Below are 17,213 nucleotides of genomic sequence, written 5' to 3'. Positions count from 1 at the left end.
CAGGATCGGGAATCCTCTATCGTTCCTGACGGCGAAGCGAACGGAGAAAGATACGGAGACGAAGGTTCAGATCCATCAATCCGGCCTGGATTTGCCAGATGGGACTGGTGATACGCCAGGTCCCGGGTTCCGTGAGGGTGATGAGAAACCCGCTGAAGCGGAAGAAGAAAATCATCATCCGATACAGGGGCATGAGGAAGATGGTGGGCCATATGCGTCTGACGTAAGCTCTGGTGGAAGTGTCTGCAAATGCGTAAGCGGCAACTGCCCAGGCGGCCTCAACCGATAGGTAGAAAAGATACATGAGAATGTAAGCGGTCAGCAACAGGGTTAATGAATACCCAAAGGTCATGAGAACAGGCAGGAAAAACATCCACACCAGTCGGGGAAAAGCGAGGGTGTGATCTACCAGTAGTGTGCGGGCTGGTGAAAAGCCAAGCAGGTTCCGCGCACGTTTGCGAATCAGGTTTCTGTGGAGGGCACTGACTTCTAACTGGCCACGCTGCCAGCGCACGCGTTGAGAATAAAGCGCAGAAAGGGAGGTGATGGGTTGTACGAAAACACGCACATCCGGGAAGTTAGAGACCCGAAAGGACGGCGTTCTTTCGTATAGCTGAAAGGTTAAATCGGTATCTTCACTGACTGTTTCAGCGTTGTAAAGGAGTGTGGCAGCCAGGGCTTCACGCCTGAAGGCAGTAAATGCCCCGGAAAGGGTATAGATGGAACGGAAAAGGGACTGGTAAGAACGCCCAACACCGAAAACCGTGAGGTATTCCAGGTATTCACAATTGAGGATCTGTTGAAACCAGAAGGGATGATCGTTATCCTCCGGTAGGATTTCGATAAAGCCGGTAATCGCCCCCAGGCTGGGATCGCGTTCAAAGTGAGCCACTGAACGCTCGATAGTTGTGGGGTGGAGAATAACATCGGAATCAATATTGAAAACATACTGCCCCTCGGCCAGGTGAATGCCGGCATTGAGAGCCCAGGATTTCCCTGCTACCTGGATGGAATGCCAGTAAAGATTGAGGCGGCTGGTTGCCTGAAAATCCATAAACACTTGCTGGGAATTATCAGTACTTCCGTTGTTGATCAGAATGATCTGCATCAGGTGGAGGGGATAAGTTTGCTGTTCCAGCGACTCCAGGCAATCACGCAGAGTGTCTGCCGAGTTGTGTACCGGGATAATAATGGAAACAGAGGGGTAAAAATCCAGCTCGAGAGATTGCCTGCGGGAGAGCCATCGGCTGATCACTGCTCCGACAAGCCCCAGCCCCATACTCACCCCGTCTACCAGGATGGGCACAAGGAGCCATACACCCCAAAATACTGCCAGCGCCAGAAGGTACGGATTCATACCCGAGTAAACCTGTAACGGGTCAGATGAATTTCGATATCTCTCAGCGAAGGAAAGGTTATCAGTGCCCAGTAGATGGCCAGAGTCAGAATGAAGAACACCAGTTTACCCAGGAAAGTATGCGCTAAGACGAGCACTTCTTTCCCGAAAAAATGTAACAGGGTAGCAATAATCAGCATCCGAAACAAATTGGCCCCCCAGGTGAGGATGAGGCCTGTAGCTCCACGGATGATTCGGCGGGTGGCTGGCCAGCCTGGATAAAAGGAGATCAGGCTGGAGAGGACGATCATTTCCAGCAGGCCAGAGGATTCTACCCCGATGTGGAGGACCGTCCAACCGACTCGCTGGGTTAATACCAGCACGAGCAATGCACCCGGGGCATTTTCTACCACGCGTGTCTCAATGTGAATCAAATCGAGAAGAAAGTGAACACTCATAGCCACAGAACCGGCCAACGGGCTACGCATATCCCAGAAGCGGGTGAGGAACAGGGTGAGTAAGTAGGCCAGACCGGCGGTACCCAGGACATAATACAACAGCCAGATCCGATACCGGCGAAGAAACCAGATGATCCCCAGGTAGAGAAAGAGGAGGAGAAAAAAAACGTAACCGGGCATTGTCAAGCTCGAACACTTTGGCGTTGATAGACAAACCAGGCTGAACCCACCAGTAGAATCCCGGCAAGAATGGGAATGCCCAGAGCATTGGCCGGGCTCCATTGCACTTCGACCGTAGAATCAGAAATGGTTCCACCCAGCATGGTTTGAACAAACATGCGGATCGGTTGCCCGGCTTGAAGGCCAAGGCTGTCGAGAGATACACCCCACTCGACTCGCCCTCCGTTATCGTGCATGCTTTCTCCCCAGTCCATTCCAGTGGCGATATTTCCTATAAAATTTCCTGAACCGGTATAAAGGGATACATCGACGCTGGAATGGTTCCCCTGAGGCTTGTAACTGACCCGTACCCTTCGATCTGTAGCTTCCTGGTAAAGACCGTTATTATTAGTATCCAGGTAAAGCCAGATTTCCATCCAGCCTTTGCTGTTGGGACGTTCTACCATGAAATAGGCTGTGGGATCGTCAGGGTTGTTGGCAAAGCAGAAATTGAGGAGATCACTTTCCTGGCTGGCAGCATCTCCTGCAGGATCGGGAATGCATATTTGACCGGCCCAGTCTCCAAATGCACCATCCAAAATGATATCTGCGGCAGCCTTTACAGCTCCAGGGCTGATCAGGCTTGCCCAAATAATAAAAATAATAACCAGTGAGAACCTCTTACCTTTTGTTTGCCTGTTCATCAATGCCTCTGCTTTCGTCCTGCAGGCCGTAAAAGGATCAACCCTGCACCTGCAAAAAAGCTGGCGAAGGATAGTAATTTACCTTTCTGGTAAATGGAGGTGGGACGGTAACCAATTTCAACATGGTGGCGTCCGGGGGGGGCAGAAAACAGAATCAGGTTTTCCACCGAGGTTAAGGGCCAGGGTTGACCATCCAGCAGGATGAAGGTGCCGTCGTGTCTTGCGATGGGGATAACCAGTTCCTGCGAATGATCCAGGAGATAGTCAAAGGAATAACCGGAGGCCCCGGCATGATAATTTTCAAGCGGGATTGGCTGGTAAGCTGTGGGTTGCTCGGCCGGAAGACCGATCAGCTCGCTTAATAAACTGACAGCCGCCTCATCTTGATCAACCAGCGCATGGTAGGCTAAATTGACCCCCAGGAACCAGACTTGCCCACCTTCTATTTCATTATATCCAGCGAGCACGGCACGCTTGCCGAGGTAATCAAAGGTAATGACCTCATGTTGCAGGTTCTGGGGAAGGAAAGTGTGCCAGAGTTCTCCCTCTGACCCAAAGGGAGCTAACTGAAGAGGCGTTCTCCAACCCGATAACTGTACAGGATCGGGGGAGAGGATGACCGTTTCTCCCCAAACATCCAAAAACCGCGGAATTTGGGAAAGGGGATCTACCGGGGCAAGGGTGAGATCTACAAAAACGCGCACACCATGCTTCACTGCTTCGCGAGCGGCGTTTTCAGCAGAGACTCGGTTGTGCCATTGTGCTCCAGCGAGGATCAGTATCGGGTAACGGGTAAGATCTTCAAGAGAATAGTCGTCCAGATAGGGAGAATTACCAAGGATGACCTGTGGGAAAAGGAAGGTGTAATTTTGAGCGCTTCGGCCAATGGCCAGCGCGTGCCAGGCGGTGCTGAGAGCCCGGGGTTGTCCTTCACGATGGTAATAGACGAGGTGGTCGGATCGTAATGCGAGGGTGAAGCCTTCGCGGGGAAACAGATTTTCCAGCTCTCTGGCGTGGGGCAGAGTATCCAGAATGACCACGTCATCCACTCCGTAGAGGTTGAGCCGGTCGAGAAGATAGCCAAAGCTGCCATGAGACAATGCCTCATTCAGACTGGCGACATTGAGAGCGGTACGCGCTCCCTGATACCCCCACCCAAAAATTTGCTCGCGTTGTGCCTGGTCGGTAAAGACCCAGGAAGCGGCTGAACCGAGGCGGCTTTCATCGAGGGTGGCTTCTCGCCAGCCCGATCGTGTAGCCATGGTTTGTCCGATACTGGCCAGGTTGGGATTGAGGGGACGTAGAAAGATGAGTCGCGTTGAAAGGCCACAGTCGGCCATTACCAGTGCGATCAGGAATACGGTGACCGGGGGTGATTTTGACCACCATGCACGGAGGCTGGCAGCGAAGGCGAAGAGGAGGAAAAGGCTGGCCATTCCGAGGAAGCGTATTGGCCACAGGAGGGAGGAAAGTGGCAAGGCGCTCACCACCCGGGTTAGCTGGGGGGTAGCGAGAAAGGCTAACAGGATGCCGCTCAGACCGGTTGCAAGCACCAACCGACTGCGTGACCATGGGGCGAGGAGACTGATGAGGACTGCCAGAATCAGCACAAGACTGACATAAGGGGTCTCAATATTTTTAAGTCGTGAGAAGGGGTTAAGCAAATCAGCCCAGGGCACCGAGGCTAACCCGCGGCTCACGGCACCGGCTTCCAGTTCGGTGATCCCTCCCGTAAGGCTTGGAAGCAACCATGCGCCGGCCAGGCCGATTCCGAGGATCATCCAGAGAATTAGCCGGCCAACCCGATGCAAAGAAGTCCTGCCTGAGACCCATAAAAGGATAGCCAGCAGGGTTAATGAGACCGCAATCACGGCAGCGATCATGGCGTGGGTAAGAGTAAGGAGGGTGAGGAGTAAAGCAACTCCTATCTCTTTGGGACGTGGTTCGTCGTACAGGAGAACCGAGAGGGCAAAAAATAAGAGCAATGGCGTGAGGCCCGAGGCCATGACCCGTGGCAGGTTGCCCTCGGAGAAAGCAACTCGAATGAGATCGGGAAGTAAGGTAAACAGAATGCCGCCGACGACCGCGGAGGTTTTTCCCAGAAAGCGCTGGAGGGGGAGCCATGAAAGGCTGCCAAAAAGTGCCCAGAAAATAACAAATCCATGAAGGGCCGCAACCGGGTTTCCCAGAACTGTATGCAGAAGGAAAAGGAAGTAATAGGGGAGGGGGGCGTAATACCGTAATAACTGCATTCCCATGTACCATTCAGGCATGATCTGAGGAAACCAGTTGCCATCAAGGATATTTTGCTGGATGAACTGGTATCGCAGCAGGTGCCCCAGGGTATCGGATCCCCAGGGAAGCAAATCGGGCCGGTTCATGGCCTGCCAGAGAGGCCAGTAAACCAGCAGGATTACCACGGTGATGATGGAACCCCCTCTCAACACATATCCAAACGCACGATGAGGTTGAGAGTTTGACGGCATGGCAGTTTTGCTTATGATGGATTTAATTGAATAGAAACTCCCTGGGTAGGCGATTCCATCACGGTGACTTCAATAATTTTGATGGGTAAATCACGTGCCAGCCGCTCGATTTGCTGGGCCACGATAGCCGCAAGAGCCTCTGTGGTAGGCTGGATGGTACGAAAAGGTGGCAGGTTATTGAGAATCGTACCTTCATATGCGGCGGTGATTTTTGTCATGATTTGCCGCAGGGTTTCGTATGGCACCAGGCTATTATCGGGCGCGAGGGCAGAAGCCATGGCAGTAACCCTCAGGTGATAGGAATGCCGATGTAAATTTCCCCTGGAAGGCCCGAAAGAGACCGAATGCGCCGCATTGAAAAAAGCACTCATGATGAGTTTATATCGGGCATAGGCCGGCGGCGGGTTGAGCACAAGCGTCGGGTCAATTTGCCAGAAGGGATCTTCTTGCATCATAGTGGGTTCAATAGTCTTACGGTCGATTGTCATTTTTTTGGATTGATCTGACTAACCATTTTATTTGGATTATAAAGTGTGAAATCATCCTTTTTCATTACAACCGCATAACAAAAATGATCTCTCCAGCAGAGCTGGCTATGAAAAAGGGTATGGTTTCACCTTTCAGAGCGAGGATTGCAAGGCGCGTGCCAGCTGGTCGGGGCAGGATGTTCCACGGTTGCCACAATCGATACCCCGGAGGCGTTGAATGGCTTCTGTGGCGTCCAGGCCGACCAGAAGGCGGCAAATGGCCTGCAGGTTGCCGTCGCAGCCGCCTTCAAATTCAACCTGACGAATGGTTGTACCTTCCAGCAGGATGTGAATCTGCCGGGAACAGGTTCTTGTGGGGGTAAAGTGAATCTCTTTCACGGTTGGTTCCATGGTTTTGCTGACCTGAAAAAAGATGTGGTTAAGAAGAGAGCTCAGGCGGCTTTACGGTGCGCCAGAAGAGAAACAGGCTGATCATCCGTCCGATCCCTGAGAGGAGGAAAATTGCGGGGAAGCCCCACTGTTGTACTATGCCACCCCCGAGGGCGGCCCCGATGGCCGCAGACACCATGATGGCGATCTGGTAAAGGGCAGAATATCGCGGCCGTAATTCAGGAGGGGTAATGGCGAGCAGGAGATTGAAGGAAGCCAGGTTGTAACCGGCCCAGAGGAAACCGGAGAGGATATTGATCGGCAGGGGGTGCCAGGGAGAGCTGGTAAAGATCCACAGGATTGGGGCAAAGGGGATGAGCATACCGGAGAGGAGGGTGACTCGATAAGCACCAAGCCGATCATTGAGGTTGCCAAAAAGTCGCAACGCTGGAAGACCGGCCAGGCTGGACACGATGCTGAGAATGCCCACGATAGCCGGAGTGGCCTTGAGCTGTTCTACCTGATAGACCGAGAAGAACGGCCCGGCAATATTCAACGAAAAGTTCCAGGCCATTTGAGAGATGCAGAAATTTCTGAAGTTGGCATCTTCTCGCAGAGATTGGAGAAGGGCGGCAGGCCTGTAGGCATTTAACGTCACAGGAGCAGGCTGGCGGGGAGGTTCCAGGAGGTGAGCAAAGCAGAAGGTGGAGCCTAATCCGAAGAGAAAGGCCAGACCATAAACTGCCTGATAGCCGGACAAAGGCGAGGCCGCCATGGTTATGATCTGACCAGCCAGAAGGGTGACCGCCATATTGGTTATGCTCATGACCATGTTGCGGTTCCCAAAATAACGACCTCTCCAGGAGATCGGGACAATATCAGCAGTCAGGGCTGTCCATGCGGGCAGGCTGAAGTTCCCGAACCCGTCCATCATCACTTTAATAGCGATAGCAAGGGTGACGGCAACCGGCCCCTGGGTGATGAAGGGTAAAATGGCGAGGGCTAAAATGCCCAGCCGGGTTATCCCCCCGCCAGTGGCAATGACCACCCATTTTCTCTGACGGGCTCGCTCAGCCGCCATTGCACCAGGCAGTAACAGGAGTACTGCGCTGAGGCTGGCGAGCGAGGACATCAGGCCAATTTGAGCTTTGTTGGCTCCCAGAGCGAGCACAAAGAGGGTGAGGTAGGTTACATGGATGGCATCCTGACCTGAAGCGAGTACACCATCCATAAAAAACCAGCGCAAATTACGCTGAATGGTGTCTGGGAATTGCACTGCCCAGGCTCCCCCAGCGATGAGGAGTGCCGTGTTACGTTTTAATCGTTGCCAGGTGTTGAGGAGGGATGCGTGAGGAGGCATGAGGATGATTTAAAAGGTTTCGTAGTGTTCTACCTCAAGGGTAAACACGTGGGCAGCGCCCACTTCAACTTCGATCATCAGGGGGGGAAAGGATTCGGGTATCGCAAGTGTGCTTCCGGCGGGGATAAAGCGTCGATGGGTATGACAGATGGAGCCAATCAGTTCGATCAGCACGTCGTACCGTGAACGATTAATCCCGATGAAGAGGCAGGTAATGCCGCTTTGTAATAATCCTCCACTGGCGTTCACCAGGGTAACGCGGAAGTTGTTCTTGATGAGTGCGCCAGAGAGCTCGCTTACCTGCTCCGACGCCAGGAATACAACCACTAACAGGTCTACCTGTTCCTCTACGGACCGGTTTTCGTCAGGCAAAGTTTCCCTCCCGGAGATGAGAGATGATCGTATTATATCGCGAATATCTTTAGAGCTGAATTTCTCTGGAAAGCAGCTGAACGTTTCCTGGTGTACAATGGACAGGGAGACAGGCAAGAAATTATGGTTGAGTCTATATATTCTGGGAGCAAGATATGGCTAAACGATTGATCCTGGTTGCGGGGAACATCGGCTGTGGGAAAACCTCACTCACGGAGCGTCTGGGTGAGCGTTTGGGCTGGCGAACGGCTTATGAATCAGTCGGTGATAACCCGTACCTCTCGGATTTTTATGCAGATATGAAAAAATGGTCATTCCACCTGCAGATTTTCTTTCTTGGCCATCGGGCTGAACAACACCTGGAAATGTGGAATGATCCGCGCCCGGCGATCATTGACCGGAGTATTTATGAAGATGCTTATATCTTTGCCCGGGCGCTTCATCACCTTGGAAATTTGAGCGAGCTGGATTACCGGTCGTATCGTCGGGTTTTCGACCTGGTCGTGCGCAGTTTACCGGCGCCGTCGCTTCTGATCTACCTCAAGGCCCCCGTAGGAGTTTTAATGGAAAGGATTCGCCGCCGGGCGCGTGATATGGAAACCGGGATCACAGAGGAATATCTGATGCTTCTCGAAAGCTTTTATGAAGATTGGATTCAAACCTTCGATTTATGTCCGGTGTTGACTCTGCGTTCCGACAACCTGGATTTTGTCCACAGCTCACGTCACCTGGAACTGGTGGTACAGCGGATTGAAGAAAGGCTGGCCGGGAAAGAAGAGATGGTACTTGATTGAAAAAACTGCCCTGGTGCGTTGCCAGGGCAGTTTTTGATCAGGACAGGGCTGGCTTGATTATCGCAGGCGATAATGGGTGGAGGGAAGTTCACGCAGGCGCTGAGCGGCGGTTTCGGGAGTTAAATCTCGCTGAGGCATACCCAACATTTCAAAGCCTACCATAAATTTGCGCACCGTTGCCGATCGCAACAACGGTGGGTAATAATGGGCATGGAAATGTTGTTCGGGGTGGGGTTTTCCGTCAAAAGGAGCCTGGTGAAAGCCCATGGAGTAAGGGAAACTGATTTCGAAAAGGTTATCATACCGGGTGGTAACCTGGCGCAGAATATCGGCCAACCCGCTGACCTGGCGAGGTGATAGATCAGGCATGGATGCGATATGATGGTTTGCCAGGACGAGGACTTCAAAAGGCCAGATCGCCCAGAAGGGCACCACAGCGGTAAAGTCGTCATTGACGGCGATGATCCGTTCTCCAGAACGGCGTTCGGCTTCGAGGTAATCGCAAAGCAGACATGAGCCGTGTTCTGCCAGATAAACCGCCTGCCGTTCCAGTTCCGTTGCTGGCTCATTGGGAATGTGTCCGGTAGCCCAGATCTGACTGTGCGGGTGTGGGTTGGAAGCGCCCATCATGGCGCCTTTGTTCTCGAACACCTGCACATATTGAATGAAATCCTTTTGACCCAGATCAAGGGTCTGGTCGCTCCAGGTTCGCACAACGGCTTCAACCTCTTCCTGAGTCATTTCGGGGATAGAAAGATCGTGACGAGGAGAGAAACAAATGACCCGGCAGATGCCATTTTCTTCTTCGGCAACGAAGAGGCCCGTAGTGCGTTGATCATCGCCGTTCTCTTCGGGAGTGAGCAGTGCGGCGAAGTCGTTGTCGAATACAAAAGTGCCTGTGTAGGGCGGGTTGACGACCCCAACCGAGCGTTTGTTCCCGGGACACAGGTAGCAGGTGGGGTCGTATTGAGGAAGGTTCTCAGGGGGAACTTTTTCGACCTGACCAAGCCAGGGGCGTTTGGCGCGATGTGGAGAAACCAGCACCCACTGGCCGGTCAGCAGGTTTAATCGGCGATGCGGTCGGTCAAAATTCATTGGGAATTACCTCAGAGAAAGTGTGCAGCTGGCACAATTATAACCGGGTTTTCTGCCCGATAAGCTTTTGACGCTCAGGGGTGGCCATGTTGCGATCGGGCAGAGAAATTACCTTCTCTAGGGGTGAAGTAACCAGGTTTCAGCCGATTCCACATCGGGGAAAATCCGAAACTGGTTTCCCCGGTTGGTCTCAAGGGCCATTTCTCCAAAACGTCCGCGGGAAGATTTCACCGGATCAAGGATGGCTGCCACACGGAGGCGGTAATTGCTGAATTTAAGCAGAATGGCTCCGGCAAACCCTGTACGTAGATCATAAAAGGCTTCGGGGAGATTCTCGGCGTGGATGAGCAGGTTCGATGTTTCGTTCTCGCCGCACGCAGCAATGAGATCGAGCGCATCGGATTCGGTCTGGATCACCCCGCCTTGAGGTTCGCATTCCAGATAGGTACCATAAAGCTTTTGGCGTAAAACGTAATTAATCAGGGGAAACCTCCAGAAAGGAAAGAGTTGGGTTATTGGTCAGGTGTTGACTGGCTCGCAGGTGGCCAGGGGACTTCGACAAAGGCGGTGTAGCCGTGTTTTTCGACAGCCGTGAGGCGGGCACGTGAAGGTTGAGTGCAGCCGGGTTCGTCGATGATGTCCACTGCATTTCGGGCTGTACCAGCGGGGAGGAAAATGTATTTCCCTTGCTGACAGACCCAGGCTTCAACAATATACGGGGTTTGTTCCGAGTCGTCACCGGGGCGAAGGTCGATGCCATACCAGCTCACGGTGACCACGTTTCCGTTGCGCCGGGCGGTCACCCCGGTGGGTGGCTGGTAATAGGGCGAGCGAGGCAGGACGACCTGATCGGCTGATACGGGCTCGAGATCGAGCCAGTTCCCCTGGATTCTGAGGTAATCCACTTTTACCCAGCAGGCATTGGTTCCGCCGATTGCACGAACTTCTACATAGTTGCTCCCTTCAACGCGGCGCAGAATTTCGAGGTTATTGCCCTGATATACTCCATACTTGTAGAGATAGGGAGCGCCGGGACCATAATGACAGACGGCCTGCTCGACGATGACTTCTCCACGCAGTATTTTATATGCTGGGGTAGGGGTCGTTGTCAACGTTGCTGTTGGCTGGGGAGTGAAGGTGGGGGTGGGCGTGACAGTGGTTGGAAAGGGTTGAGGCGTGGGGGAAGAGGTCCACTCTACGGTAAATGTCAGGGAGGGAGCGGGAAGAGAAGGAGAGGCGGGAGTTGGCTGTGCAATTTCAGTGGGGGTGCTGTGACAGGCGTTCAGTAGCCCGAGGAACAACCCAACAAGCCCGGCTTTAATCATTTTTGACGGGGACGGAATGATGGATAAGTTCAAATAAGGATATCTCCTGGATAGAGTTCAGGTTTATGGATTTTGGGCAGGAATTGGTCTATATTGCAAGGTGACTTCTGTAGATTGTTCAGGCAAAGCCCAAATCAAAACGAATTGGGGCCACCGCGAATTCTCTCCCATGGAAAGAATTTCTCCATCCATTGTAACTCTGGAGTTGGGATAGTTTTCTTTGACGAGGTATTCAAGATATATCGAGGGAGGGTCTTTCTTCCATACGGAGAAGATACCTTCCATAGGCTCATTGCCCCAGTAGTAATTCCCGGAGAGGGGGTCTTGAATCCCAACGGGTGAAAAAGACCGGTTTTGGTCATCAACTAATTCTAAAGCGGTTGGCTGTATTTTCAGGCCAGACAGGGAGGATTTTCTTCATGTCTGGTTTTGTTTTAACCCATCTAACATCTTTCCTGCAGGACAGAAAAATCAAAGGGAGGTCTCTAAAAACAATCTCTCTTTACCAGTCAGAATTGAGGTTATTTCAAAACTGGCTGGGTGAGAGGGAAGTAAACGCAACCACTTTGAGGGAATACTTTCTGGAGTTAGGGACACATCGCAATCGAGGGGGAGTACACTGCAGTTATCGGGTCATCAAATCTTTTTTAAACTGGCTGGTTGAGGAAGAAATTCTGGTAAAAAACCCGATAGACAAAGTAAAAATTCCCTCCAGTAAACTGGCCCCTTTACCGGAGTATACACAGGAAGAAGTGAAGAAACTGCTGAAAGTGGCCAATTTGAGGGATACGGCCATTATCAAGTGTTTGATAGATACAGGTTGCAGGGCGAATGAATTATTATCCCTTCAGATAAAAGACATTCATTTTACAAGCGGGCAGGTGCTTATCCGGCATGGTAAGGGAGATAAACCCCGGATTGTGTGGTTAGGGAAAGAAGCAAGAAAAAGCCTGCAGGAGTACCTTTCTACAAGAGAGGTAACTCCTGAGTCTCCTCTGTTTATCAACCAGCGGGGGGAGAAGCTGGCGTTTTTTGGCTTGCGGGAAATCATCAAACGACTGTGCAAAAGAGCCGGGGTTACCCATCGTGGACTGCATTCTTTCAGGAGATATTTTGCATTGACCCTGTACCGGAGAGGGATTGACATCCTGTCTATCTCCAGGCTGTTAGGACATACTTCTATTGAGGTAACCAAACGCTATTTGAATATCAACAATGAGGACTTACAGCGGGTCATGGAATCTGCTTCCCCGGCAGACTTCTTATTTCAGGATACCCAGAAGTGTACCTAAGGCGATTCCGATAGAATTAATCGTACTCCAGGTGTCGGATTTAACCCTCAGTCTTTCAACTTCATCACTGAGGGTATCCACCTCGTTTTGAATGGCGGATTTATCAATCTCCACGGAGCGCAATCTTCTATCCGTATCCTCAACAATCTTCAGGATATGGTCAACTTTCTGGTTAAGGGTGATGAGAAGGTCATGGTCTTCCATTGTTTATATCTCATAAAAAAAATTCAGTGATGTGATACTTTTATTACCAGAAGCAGTAAATCCACCACCGGTAGCCATTGTTTTACCAGTTACAAGGTTTTCACTGTCAGCGCCAATATATATAAACCCTGGACTCGTTTGTATGGTGTTATTATCCATAACCCTGATTGGAGTACTCCAGTATGTATTGGGTAGATTGACTGCTTTTACCGGAGCAGTCATTATAAAGGAAGCGCTATTGCTTGTACCTGGGGTGTAATGATAAATCTGGAGAAATATAACTTTTCCGCTGATTTTAAAACGGTGTGTCCCAACAGGATTAGTACTGAAACCGGTAAAAGAAGGTGTCCAGTTAAACCAGTCTGGAAACCCCTGTGGTGTTTCTGCATAACTGTACCAGGCAGACGTGATAGCCGCGTTGCTCAGGGTATAATCACTCCCCCCTGTAACGGTAACCGTGGTATTGGGGGAAGCATATACAGCACTGGTAACATAAAAATATTTTGCAGTGGTTTGAATCAGTTTAATCTTTGTCCCTTTGGGAAAAAAGGTGGTGACATCCCCACTGACGGTAAAGGTGGTTGCGCTGGCATACGTCCAGGGTACAACAGCCGGAATCCAGCCATCAATCTGAGTGTAGTAGTAATTGAAATAAGCAAGCAGAGCTTCCTTGATTTTTAAAAAGGTGGTTTTCTTTGTAACCGGTACGGTAGGTACATCCTGCACAACCGGAAACAAATCCGTATCCACCAGGGAGGTAACTGCATTTAATTCTGTAATCTTTTTACTGGTCATAATCCTCCTCCAAAGAGAGGGTTTACTTCATGATATATACCGGCAATTCTGTAAATCCTGTCAAAAACAACCCCTTTCCAGGGATAGCCATAAGTTTCCACATCCATGACAAAAGGAGCATGAAATACCAGGCCTTCTTTAACCACTTCCCCGCCTATTCCCGCATTGTAGAGGGTTAGAATTTCTGCCGGAGACAAAACCCGATTGTAAATTCTGGCATCTGTAATCGAGCCATCCGTTTCAAAACTGTAATCCACCGTGGCCGTTTTGATATTCCCCAGCATGGTAATACAGCCGGTCATGTCTTTGAGATTACCAATTTGAGTTACCTCTTCAGTGATGGCTACTTCATACCCATCCAGATAAATTTTTGGTTTATCCGCAGGTGTACCCCCATTTCTGGTTACAGTAATCATATGCCAGCTATTCAGACTGACACTGGTATTGGAAGTCCAGACACCAGGCCAGCTTTCACCTTTTTCGTAGAAACGGATTTTCCCATCATTCTGAATCCTTAAACTGGAGCCAGCCTCATCGTTGAAAATATTCATAATGGCATTGGGAGAGGAAAGACTGCTGAGATTAACCCAGACATTCCAGCTCTTCTGATTCAGATTAACTGTATGAGGTAAATAACCAAAATTAACCCCCTGTTTGTAACCTGCCCCCTGAAAGAGCAGTGGAATAAGCATCAGAGAATGTACAACTTTTACCACCCATCGAATAACCATAATCCCTCCAGGTTTGATTTTCACAGATACCTTCTGCAACCGGTATGGTCTGTCAATCCCCGCCTGAGTGTTTTTAATCCGAATCACATCCCCAATATCCAGACTCAGACCGGCCAGCATGAGCTGAGTATTCAGATTGGCAATAAATGAAACCTCTTTCAACTCAATGGCCGGGTTTTTATACTCATACAGCAGGGAGGGAGCATATAAATTACCGTAATCAAGATTGACCTGATATGGCTGGTCAATCTGTAAACTTTTATAACCATATCGCTGAGTAGATAAGGTATCTTCAGCGATACTTTCAACAGGGTCATAGGCATAAATTCCATAGCCGCGACAGTTAAGCTTTGTAATGTACCCTGTACCGCTGGAATTGTTTTTCAGGGTAAAAATGACTTCACTTGTCCCATACTCCGCCGTTACCGATAGATAAGACGTTAGATTGGTGCCCGTCCCATCCGCCTTGCTATTCATCATATAGTCCGTGGTGGCTTCGGGTTGAAGCATTTCTTTTCCGGTTATCCGTGTGCCGGATTGAGCATTTTTATAACTGCCTCTCAGGGTAAGGGTCTCCCCGGAAGCTATTTTTTGTGGATTTTCCAGACTGAATAAGACGGTTGGAGAGGTATCTACCCTCTTAGGATAGGCTTTAAAAGTCACCTGGTTGAAAAAATCACCATACTCCAAAACAATATCCGTCATGGTATTGTCCAGAAGAAAACTCTGAGCCTCATTGAGCAGGAAAAAATCTCCCTCTTCCAGCAACAGAAAATCCCCATCTTCAAGAGATAGCTTTCCCGATAAAGATTTCTGTACCGGAATGGGAGTTTCATCCGTAACTCCCCCCCGCATATTCTCAAACACCAGAGTTTCCCCAAAAACCCGGTCTTTTCTCAAATACAGATAGCCTAACTCCGAAAGAGCTACTTTTGATAATTCAGAGTATCCATACGTGGAATCACTCAGGGTATCAAAAATGGCCGGAAATGTATTTATTCCGGGCTGAATCCTGGTATTTTGCGGGGGAATAAAAGCAGTATTGAGAATATACTGGACTACTTCATCTGACCTTTTCCCCGTGCGGTAAATGAGATTCAACCGCTTCGTTGAATCTTTAATTTTATTCAGCGGGACTCTGGTTAACTGGTCAAGCCAGTCCGATACGGTAACCTCCACCACCTTCAACTTTTTAATAGACGGAATCAGTTTAATGTCGGTAACCTGGCCGTAAAAGCGGACATATTCATCCCCATCATACGTAATCACCAGTCGGATAAAATTCTTATCCAGGTTGTTAAACTCCCCACCGGTGTTATTCAGCTTGAATTTCATCCATCCAATGTCGGCAATACGTGTGGCAGGATTGTTTTCCCCAAATCCCCACTCCAACTCAATCTCCTGAATAACATAATGAGTAATCTCTTCCCAGGCCAATACATTAAGCCGGTAAAGACGGATAGAATCTGGATAAACACTCATGGTATCCTCAATACAATACTTCTCAGGGCGTAGGCCAGTTTCACCTCATCTATCTTTGATGATTGAATGGCCTCCAGAATGGCATCATTATCCTCCCTGGATGAGGTAATTTTTAAATCTTTCTGCAATCCTATCTGAAGCTCATTTTGAAAGGCAGGCAGGTTTTCAGAGCTTAATTCCCGCAAAGCTTCCCCAATACCCCTTAAACCCATCTCAAAGGGAGTAGGACTTCCAGGTTTAAGCAGAGCCGGTATTTTGATACTGCCCAGCTTGTTGATAAACCGGTCAATCCATCCAATCACCCCCTGAATGGCTCTTCCAATACCCTGAATAACATTTATCAGTGTTTCAATATTCCTGCGGATTAAATCCCCCACATAATAACGGAAAAGCGCTGAAATCATCACCAGAGTATTCCAGGCATCCTGCCCAAAGCGGATAATGGTATAAATCAACACTCCAATCATCCCGATGAGAGCAACCACAGGCGCACCCAGTCCGGCTAAAGTCAACCCAAAAACCCCTAAAATCTTTCCCGTCACCAGCAATGTACCTGCCAGAGACAACAACCCTCCAGTTAAATCCAGTACCCATTGATTCTTTTCGGCAAAATCTATGGCTTTTCCAATCCCCTCAATCGCCCCCTGTAAATCCGTAGAAAGCGCAGTGGCTAAATCCTTGATTTTCTGCTGGTTGTTGGAATCTTGAAGCCAGGTATTAAACTTTGTAATCACCGGGTCTAATCCCTGCAAAATCAGAATCCCAAACTGAGCCGTTATTCCATCCAGAGACCCTTTCAAATCCCCCATCTTTTGGTTAAATTCAATGGTTTTATCAATCTGGGACTGGTCAAAAACCAGTCCCATACCATCCGCCTTGTCAATAAATTCCTGTAATCCCCCATTGGCCGCCAGAGATAAGGCATCCCCAAGCTCTACTCCGCTCTTTCCAAACAACTCCATCAGCAGGGTATTCTTTTCCAGTCCCTCCGGCATTTGAGAAAGAGCATCAGCAATTTCCTGAAAAAGCTGGACTGCCCCCTTGACTTCCCCGTTATTTCCGGTCAGGGTAATCCCCAGACTTTCCAGAGCTTTTCCGGTTTCCCCCAGTCCACCCTGACTGTCCCAGAGACCCCTGGTCAGTTTATCCATAGCCGAGGTAAGCTGGTCAGCATTTCCACCCACATTTTCAAACAGTAAGGCCAGTCCAGCGGCTTCTTCCCCGGTGCTATTCAGGTGGTCTTGAATACTGTCTAGCGTTTCCCCCCATTCCAGCGTTTTATTCAAGGCAACGCCAGCGGCGGTTGTAAAACCCCCAATGCCAGCCCCCGCCAGTACAAGTCCTTTTTTGGTTAAATCCTGGAGATTGCTTTTGAGATTCCTTAACTCACTATCAAATTTACTTTTCGCCCATTCAAGCGGGACTACCAGCTTTTCTAAATTCATGACATTCTCCTGTTTTCTCCATGAAACAATTCATTCAGGACTTTCACTACCTGATACTGCTCCTGCCAGGATTGATATTTATGTCGGGGTCTGGGCATAAAATCCTCCGGCTGATAACTTCTCGTATTTTTCCCCCGATGGACATTGGCTATCACAGAAGCAGTTATCCCTGTCCGGTAATTCTCCATGCTGTATCCGAAAGGCTCTGCGGTATAAAATTCCATCCAGCCCTGTAATTCCTGCATACTGATTTCTTCCAGCAATTCCCCAACCGTTTTCCCTAAATACAGGGCTAAACGGTATACAAAGAAATGCAGG

At 49.8% G+C, this 17,213-nt stretch carries 18 protein-coding genes; 2 read left to right on the top strand and 16 right to left on the bottom strand.

All coding sequences use genetic code 11. From position 1 onward, the window contains the following. Positions 1-16: 16 nt before the first annotated feature. The 8 genes from ATHL_RS09895 to ATHL_RS09860 all read right to left on the bottom strand — a co-directional run bounded on the left by ATHL_RS09895 (position 17) and on the right by ATHL_RS09860 (position 7,732). The gene (locus ATHL_RS09895; protein ID WP_062192919.1) at positions 17-1,357 is read right to left on the bottom strand and encodes a TIGR03111 family XrtG-associated glycosyltransferase; all 1,341 of its coding nucleotides are present in this window, start codon (positions 1,355-1,357) and stop codon (positions 17-19) included. After that, positions 1,354-1,974: an exosortase/archaeosortase family protein gene (locus tag ATHL_RS09890; RefSeq protein ID WP_062192916.1), complete on the bottom strand. Its 621-nt coding sequence runs from the start codon at positions 1,972-1,974 to the stop codon at positions 1,354-1,356. Before ATHL_RS09890 ends, ATHL_RS09895 begins: the two co-directional genes overlap by 4 nt. Before the next feature lie 2 nt (positions 1,975-1,976). Then, positions 1,977-2,657, bottom strand: coding sequence for a hypothetical protein (locus ATHL_RS09885; protein WP_062192914.1), 681 nt, complete (start codon positions 2,655-2,657; stop codon positions 1,977-1,979). Beyond that, positions 2,657-5,143 (bottom strand): 6-pyruvoyl-tetrahydropterin synthase-related protein, encoded by a 2,487-nt coding sequence (locus tag ATHL_RS09880; RefSeq protein ID WP_084001336.1) that lies wholly within the window; start codon positions 5,141-5,143, stop codon positions 2,657-2,659. Before ATHL_RS09880 ends, ATHL_RS09885 begins: the two co-directional genes overlap by 1 nt. Positions 5,144-5,154: 11 nt before the next feature. Beyond that, entirely contained in the window at positions 5,155-5,631 is a 477-nt protein-coding gene (locus ATHL_RS09875; protein WP_084001335.1) for a 6-carboxytetrahydropterin synthase, read from the bottom strand. A gap of 132 nt (positions 5,632-5,763) precedes the next feature. After that, positions 5,764-6,009 (bottom strand): TIGR03905 family TSCPD domain-containing protein, encoded by a 246-nt coding sequence (locus tag ATHL_RS09870; RefSeq protein WP_236822363.1) that lies wholly within the window; start codon positions 6,007-6,009, stop codon positions 5,764-5,766. 40 nt (positions 6,010-6,049) lie between these two features. Next, positions 6,050-7,360 (bottom strand): MFS transporter, encoded by a 1,311-nt coding sequence (locus tag ATHL_RS09865; protein ID WP_062192904.1) that lies wholly within the window; start codon positions 7,358-7,360, stop codon positions 6,050-6,052. Positions 7,361-7,369: 9 nt separating this feature from the next. Continuing rightward, the gene (locus ATHL_RS09860; RefSeq protein ID WP_062192901.1) at positions 7,370-7,732 is read right to left on the bottom strand and encodes a cyclic-di-AMP receptor; all 363 of its coding nucleotides are present in this window, start codon (positions 7,730-7,732) and stop codon (positions 7,370-7,372) included. 155 nt (positions 7,733-7,887) lie between these two features. On the opposite strand from ATHL_RS09860, the gene ATHL_RS09855 reads away from it, so the two are divergent. Next, positions 7,888-8,526: a deoxynucleoside kinase gene (locus tag ATHL_RS09855; protein ID WP_062192899.1), complete on the top strand. Its 639-nt coding sequence runs from the start codon at positions 7,888-7,890 to the stop codon at positions 8,524-8,526. A gap of 57 nt (positions 8,527-8,583) precedes the next feature. On the opposite strand, the gene ATHL_RS09850 is transcribed toward ATHL_RS09855, so the two are convergent. The 3 genes from ATHL_RS09850 to ATHL_RS09840 form a co-directional block, all read right to left on the bottom strand. Next, the gene (locus ATHL_RS09850) at positions 8,584-9,621 is read right to left on the bottom strand and encodes a UDP-glucose--hexose-1-phosphate uridylyltransferase (RefSeq protein WP_062192897.1); all 1,038 of its coding nucleotides are present in this window, start codon (positions 9,619-9,621) and stop codon (positions 8,584-8,586) included. Between the two features lie 117 nt (positions 9,622-9,738). Further along, a complete protein-coding gene (locus ATHL_RS09845) occupies positions 9,739-10,062 on the bottom strand; it encodes a DUF4180 domain-containing protein (RefSeq protein ID WP_272897355.1) in 324 nt (107 codons plus the stop codon). 71 nt (positions 10,063-10,133) lie between these two features. Then, positions 10,134-10,979, bottom strand: coding sequence for a hypothetical protein (locus ATHL_RS09840; protein ID WP_062192893.1), 846 nt, complete (start codon positions 10,977-10,979; stop codon positions 10,134-10,136). Positions 10,980-11,365: 386 nt separating this feature from the next. On the opposite strand from ATHL_RS09840, the gene ATHL_RS09835 reads away from it, so the two are divergent. Continuing rightward, positions 11,366-12,238, top strand: a complete 873-nt coding sequence (locus ATHL_RS09835) for a tyrosine-type recombinase/integrase (RefSeq protein WP_062192890.1) — start codon at positions 11,366-11,368, stop codon at positions 12,236-12,238. On the opposite strand, the gene ATHL_RS09830 is transcribed toward ATHL_RS09835, so the two are convergent. Genes ATHL_RS09830 through ATHL_RS09810 form a run of 5 tightly spaced genes read right to left on the bottom strand, consistent with a single transcriptional unit; the run spans position 12,209 to position 17,140 of the window. Continuing rightward, positions 12,209-12,442: a hypothetical protein gene (locus tag ATHL_RS09830; RefSeq protein WP_062192889.1), complete on the bottom strand. Its 234-nt coding sequence runs from the start codon at positions 12,440-12,442 to the stop codon at positions 12,209-12,211. The genes ATHL_RS09835 and ATHL_RS09830 overlap by 30 nt on opposite strands. Positions 12,443-12,445: 3 nt before the next feature. Next, positions 12,446-13,237, bottom strand: coding sequence for a hypothetical protein (locus tag ATHL_RS09825; RefSeq protein WP_062192877.1), 792 nt, complete (start codon positions 13,235-13,237; stop codon positions 12,446-12,448). Continuing rightward, complete coding sequence (locus ATHL_RS09820; RefSeq protein ID WP_062192874.1) at positions 13,234-15,450, bottom strand: LamG domain-containing protein; 2,217 nt, start codon at positions 15,448-15,450, stop codon at positions 13,234-13,236. Before ATHL_RS09820 ends, ATHL_RS09825 begins: the two co-directional genes overlap by 4 nt. Further along, a complete protein-coding gene (locus ATHL_RS09815; RefSeq protein ID WP_062192871.1) occupies positions 15,447-16,895 on the bottom strand; it encodes a phage tail tape measure protein in 1,449 nt (482 codons plus the stop codon). The genes ATHL_RS09820 and ATHL_RS09815 overlap by 4 nt, the downstream gene beginning before the upstream one ends. Beyond that, a complete protein-coding gene (locus tag ATHL_RS09810; protein ID WP_062192869.1) occupies positions 16,892-17,140 on the bottom strand; it encodes a phage tail assembly protein T in 249 nt (82 codons plus the stop codon). The genes ATHL_RS09815 and ATHL_RS09810 overlap by 4 nt, the downstream gene beginning before the upstream one ends. Positions 17,141-17,213 lie beyond the last annotated feature (73 nt).

Origin of the sequence: Anaerolinea thermolimosa (genome assembly GCF_001050195.2) — a bacterium.
Classification (GTDB): Bacteria; Chloroflexota; Anaerolineae; order Anaerolineales; family Anaerolineaceae; genus Anaerolinea; species Anaerolinea thermolimosa.
This window is presented reverse-complemented; position numbering and strand designations above follow the sequence as displayed.

Bases quoted from the DNA above. Each gene is read 5' to 3' on its own strand.
- ATHL_RS09895 (WP_062192919.1), bottom strand. From the start codon at position 1,357: ATGAATCCGTACCTTCTGGCGCTGGCAGTATTTTGGGGTGTATGGCTC.
- ATHL_RS09890 (WP_062192916.1), bottom strand. From the start codon at position 1,974: ATGCCCGGTTACGTTTTTTTTCTCCTCCTCTTTCTCTACCTGGGGATC.
- ATHL_RS09885 (WP_062192914.1), bottom strand. From the start codon at position 2,657: ATGAACAGGCAAACAAAAGGTAAGAGGTTCTCACTGGTTATTATTTTT.
- ATHL_RS09880 (WP_084001336.1), bottom strand. From the start codon at position 5,143: ATGCCGTCAAACTCTCAACCTCATCGTGCGTTTGGATATGTGTTGAGA.
- ATHL_RS09875 (WP_084001335.1), bottom strand. From the start codon at position 5,631: ATGACAATCGACCGTAAGACTATTGAACCCACTATGATGCAAGAAGAT.
- ATHL_RS09865 (WP_062192904.1), bottom strand. From the start codon at position 7,360: ATGCCTCCTCACGCATCCCTCCTCAACACCTGGCAACGATTAAAACGT.
- ATHL_RS09855 (WP_062192899.1), top strand. From the start codon at position 7,888: ATGGCTAAACGATTGATCCTGGTTGCGGGGAACATCGGCTGTGGGAAA.
- ATHL_RS09850 (WP_062192897.1), bottom strand. From the start codon at position 9,621: ATGAATTTTGACCGACCGCATCGCCGATTAAACCTGCTGACCGGCCAG.
- ATHL_RS09835 (WP_062192890.1), top strand. From the start codon at position 11,366: ATGTCTGGTTTTGTTTTAACCCATCTAACATCTTTCCTGCAGGACAGA.
- ATHL_RS09830 (WP_062192889.1), bottom strand. From the start codon at position 12,442: ATGGAAGACCATGACCTTCTCATCACCCTTAACCAGAAAGTTGACCAT.
- ATHL_RS09825 (WP_062192877.1), bottom strand. From the start codon at position 13,237: ATGACCAGTAAAAAGATTACAGAATTAAATGCAGTTACCTCCCTGGTG.
- ATHL_RS09820 (WP_062192874.1), bottom strand. From the start codon at position 15,450: ATGAGTGTTTATCCAGATTCTATCCGTCTTTACCGGCTTAATGTATTG.
- ATHL_RS09815 (WP_062192871.1), bottom strand. From the start codon at position 16,895: ATGAATTTAGAAAAGCTGGTAGTCCCGCTTGAATGGGCGAAAAGTAAA.
- ATHL_RS09810 (WP_062192869.1), bottom strand. From the start codon at position 17,140: ATGCAGGAATTACAGGGCTGGATGGAATTTTATACCGCAGAGCCTTTC.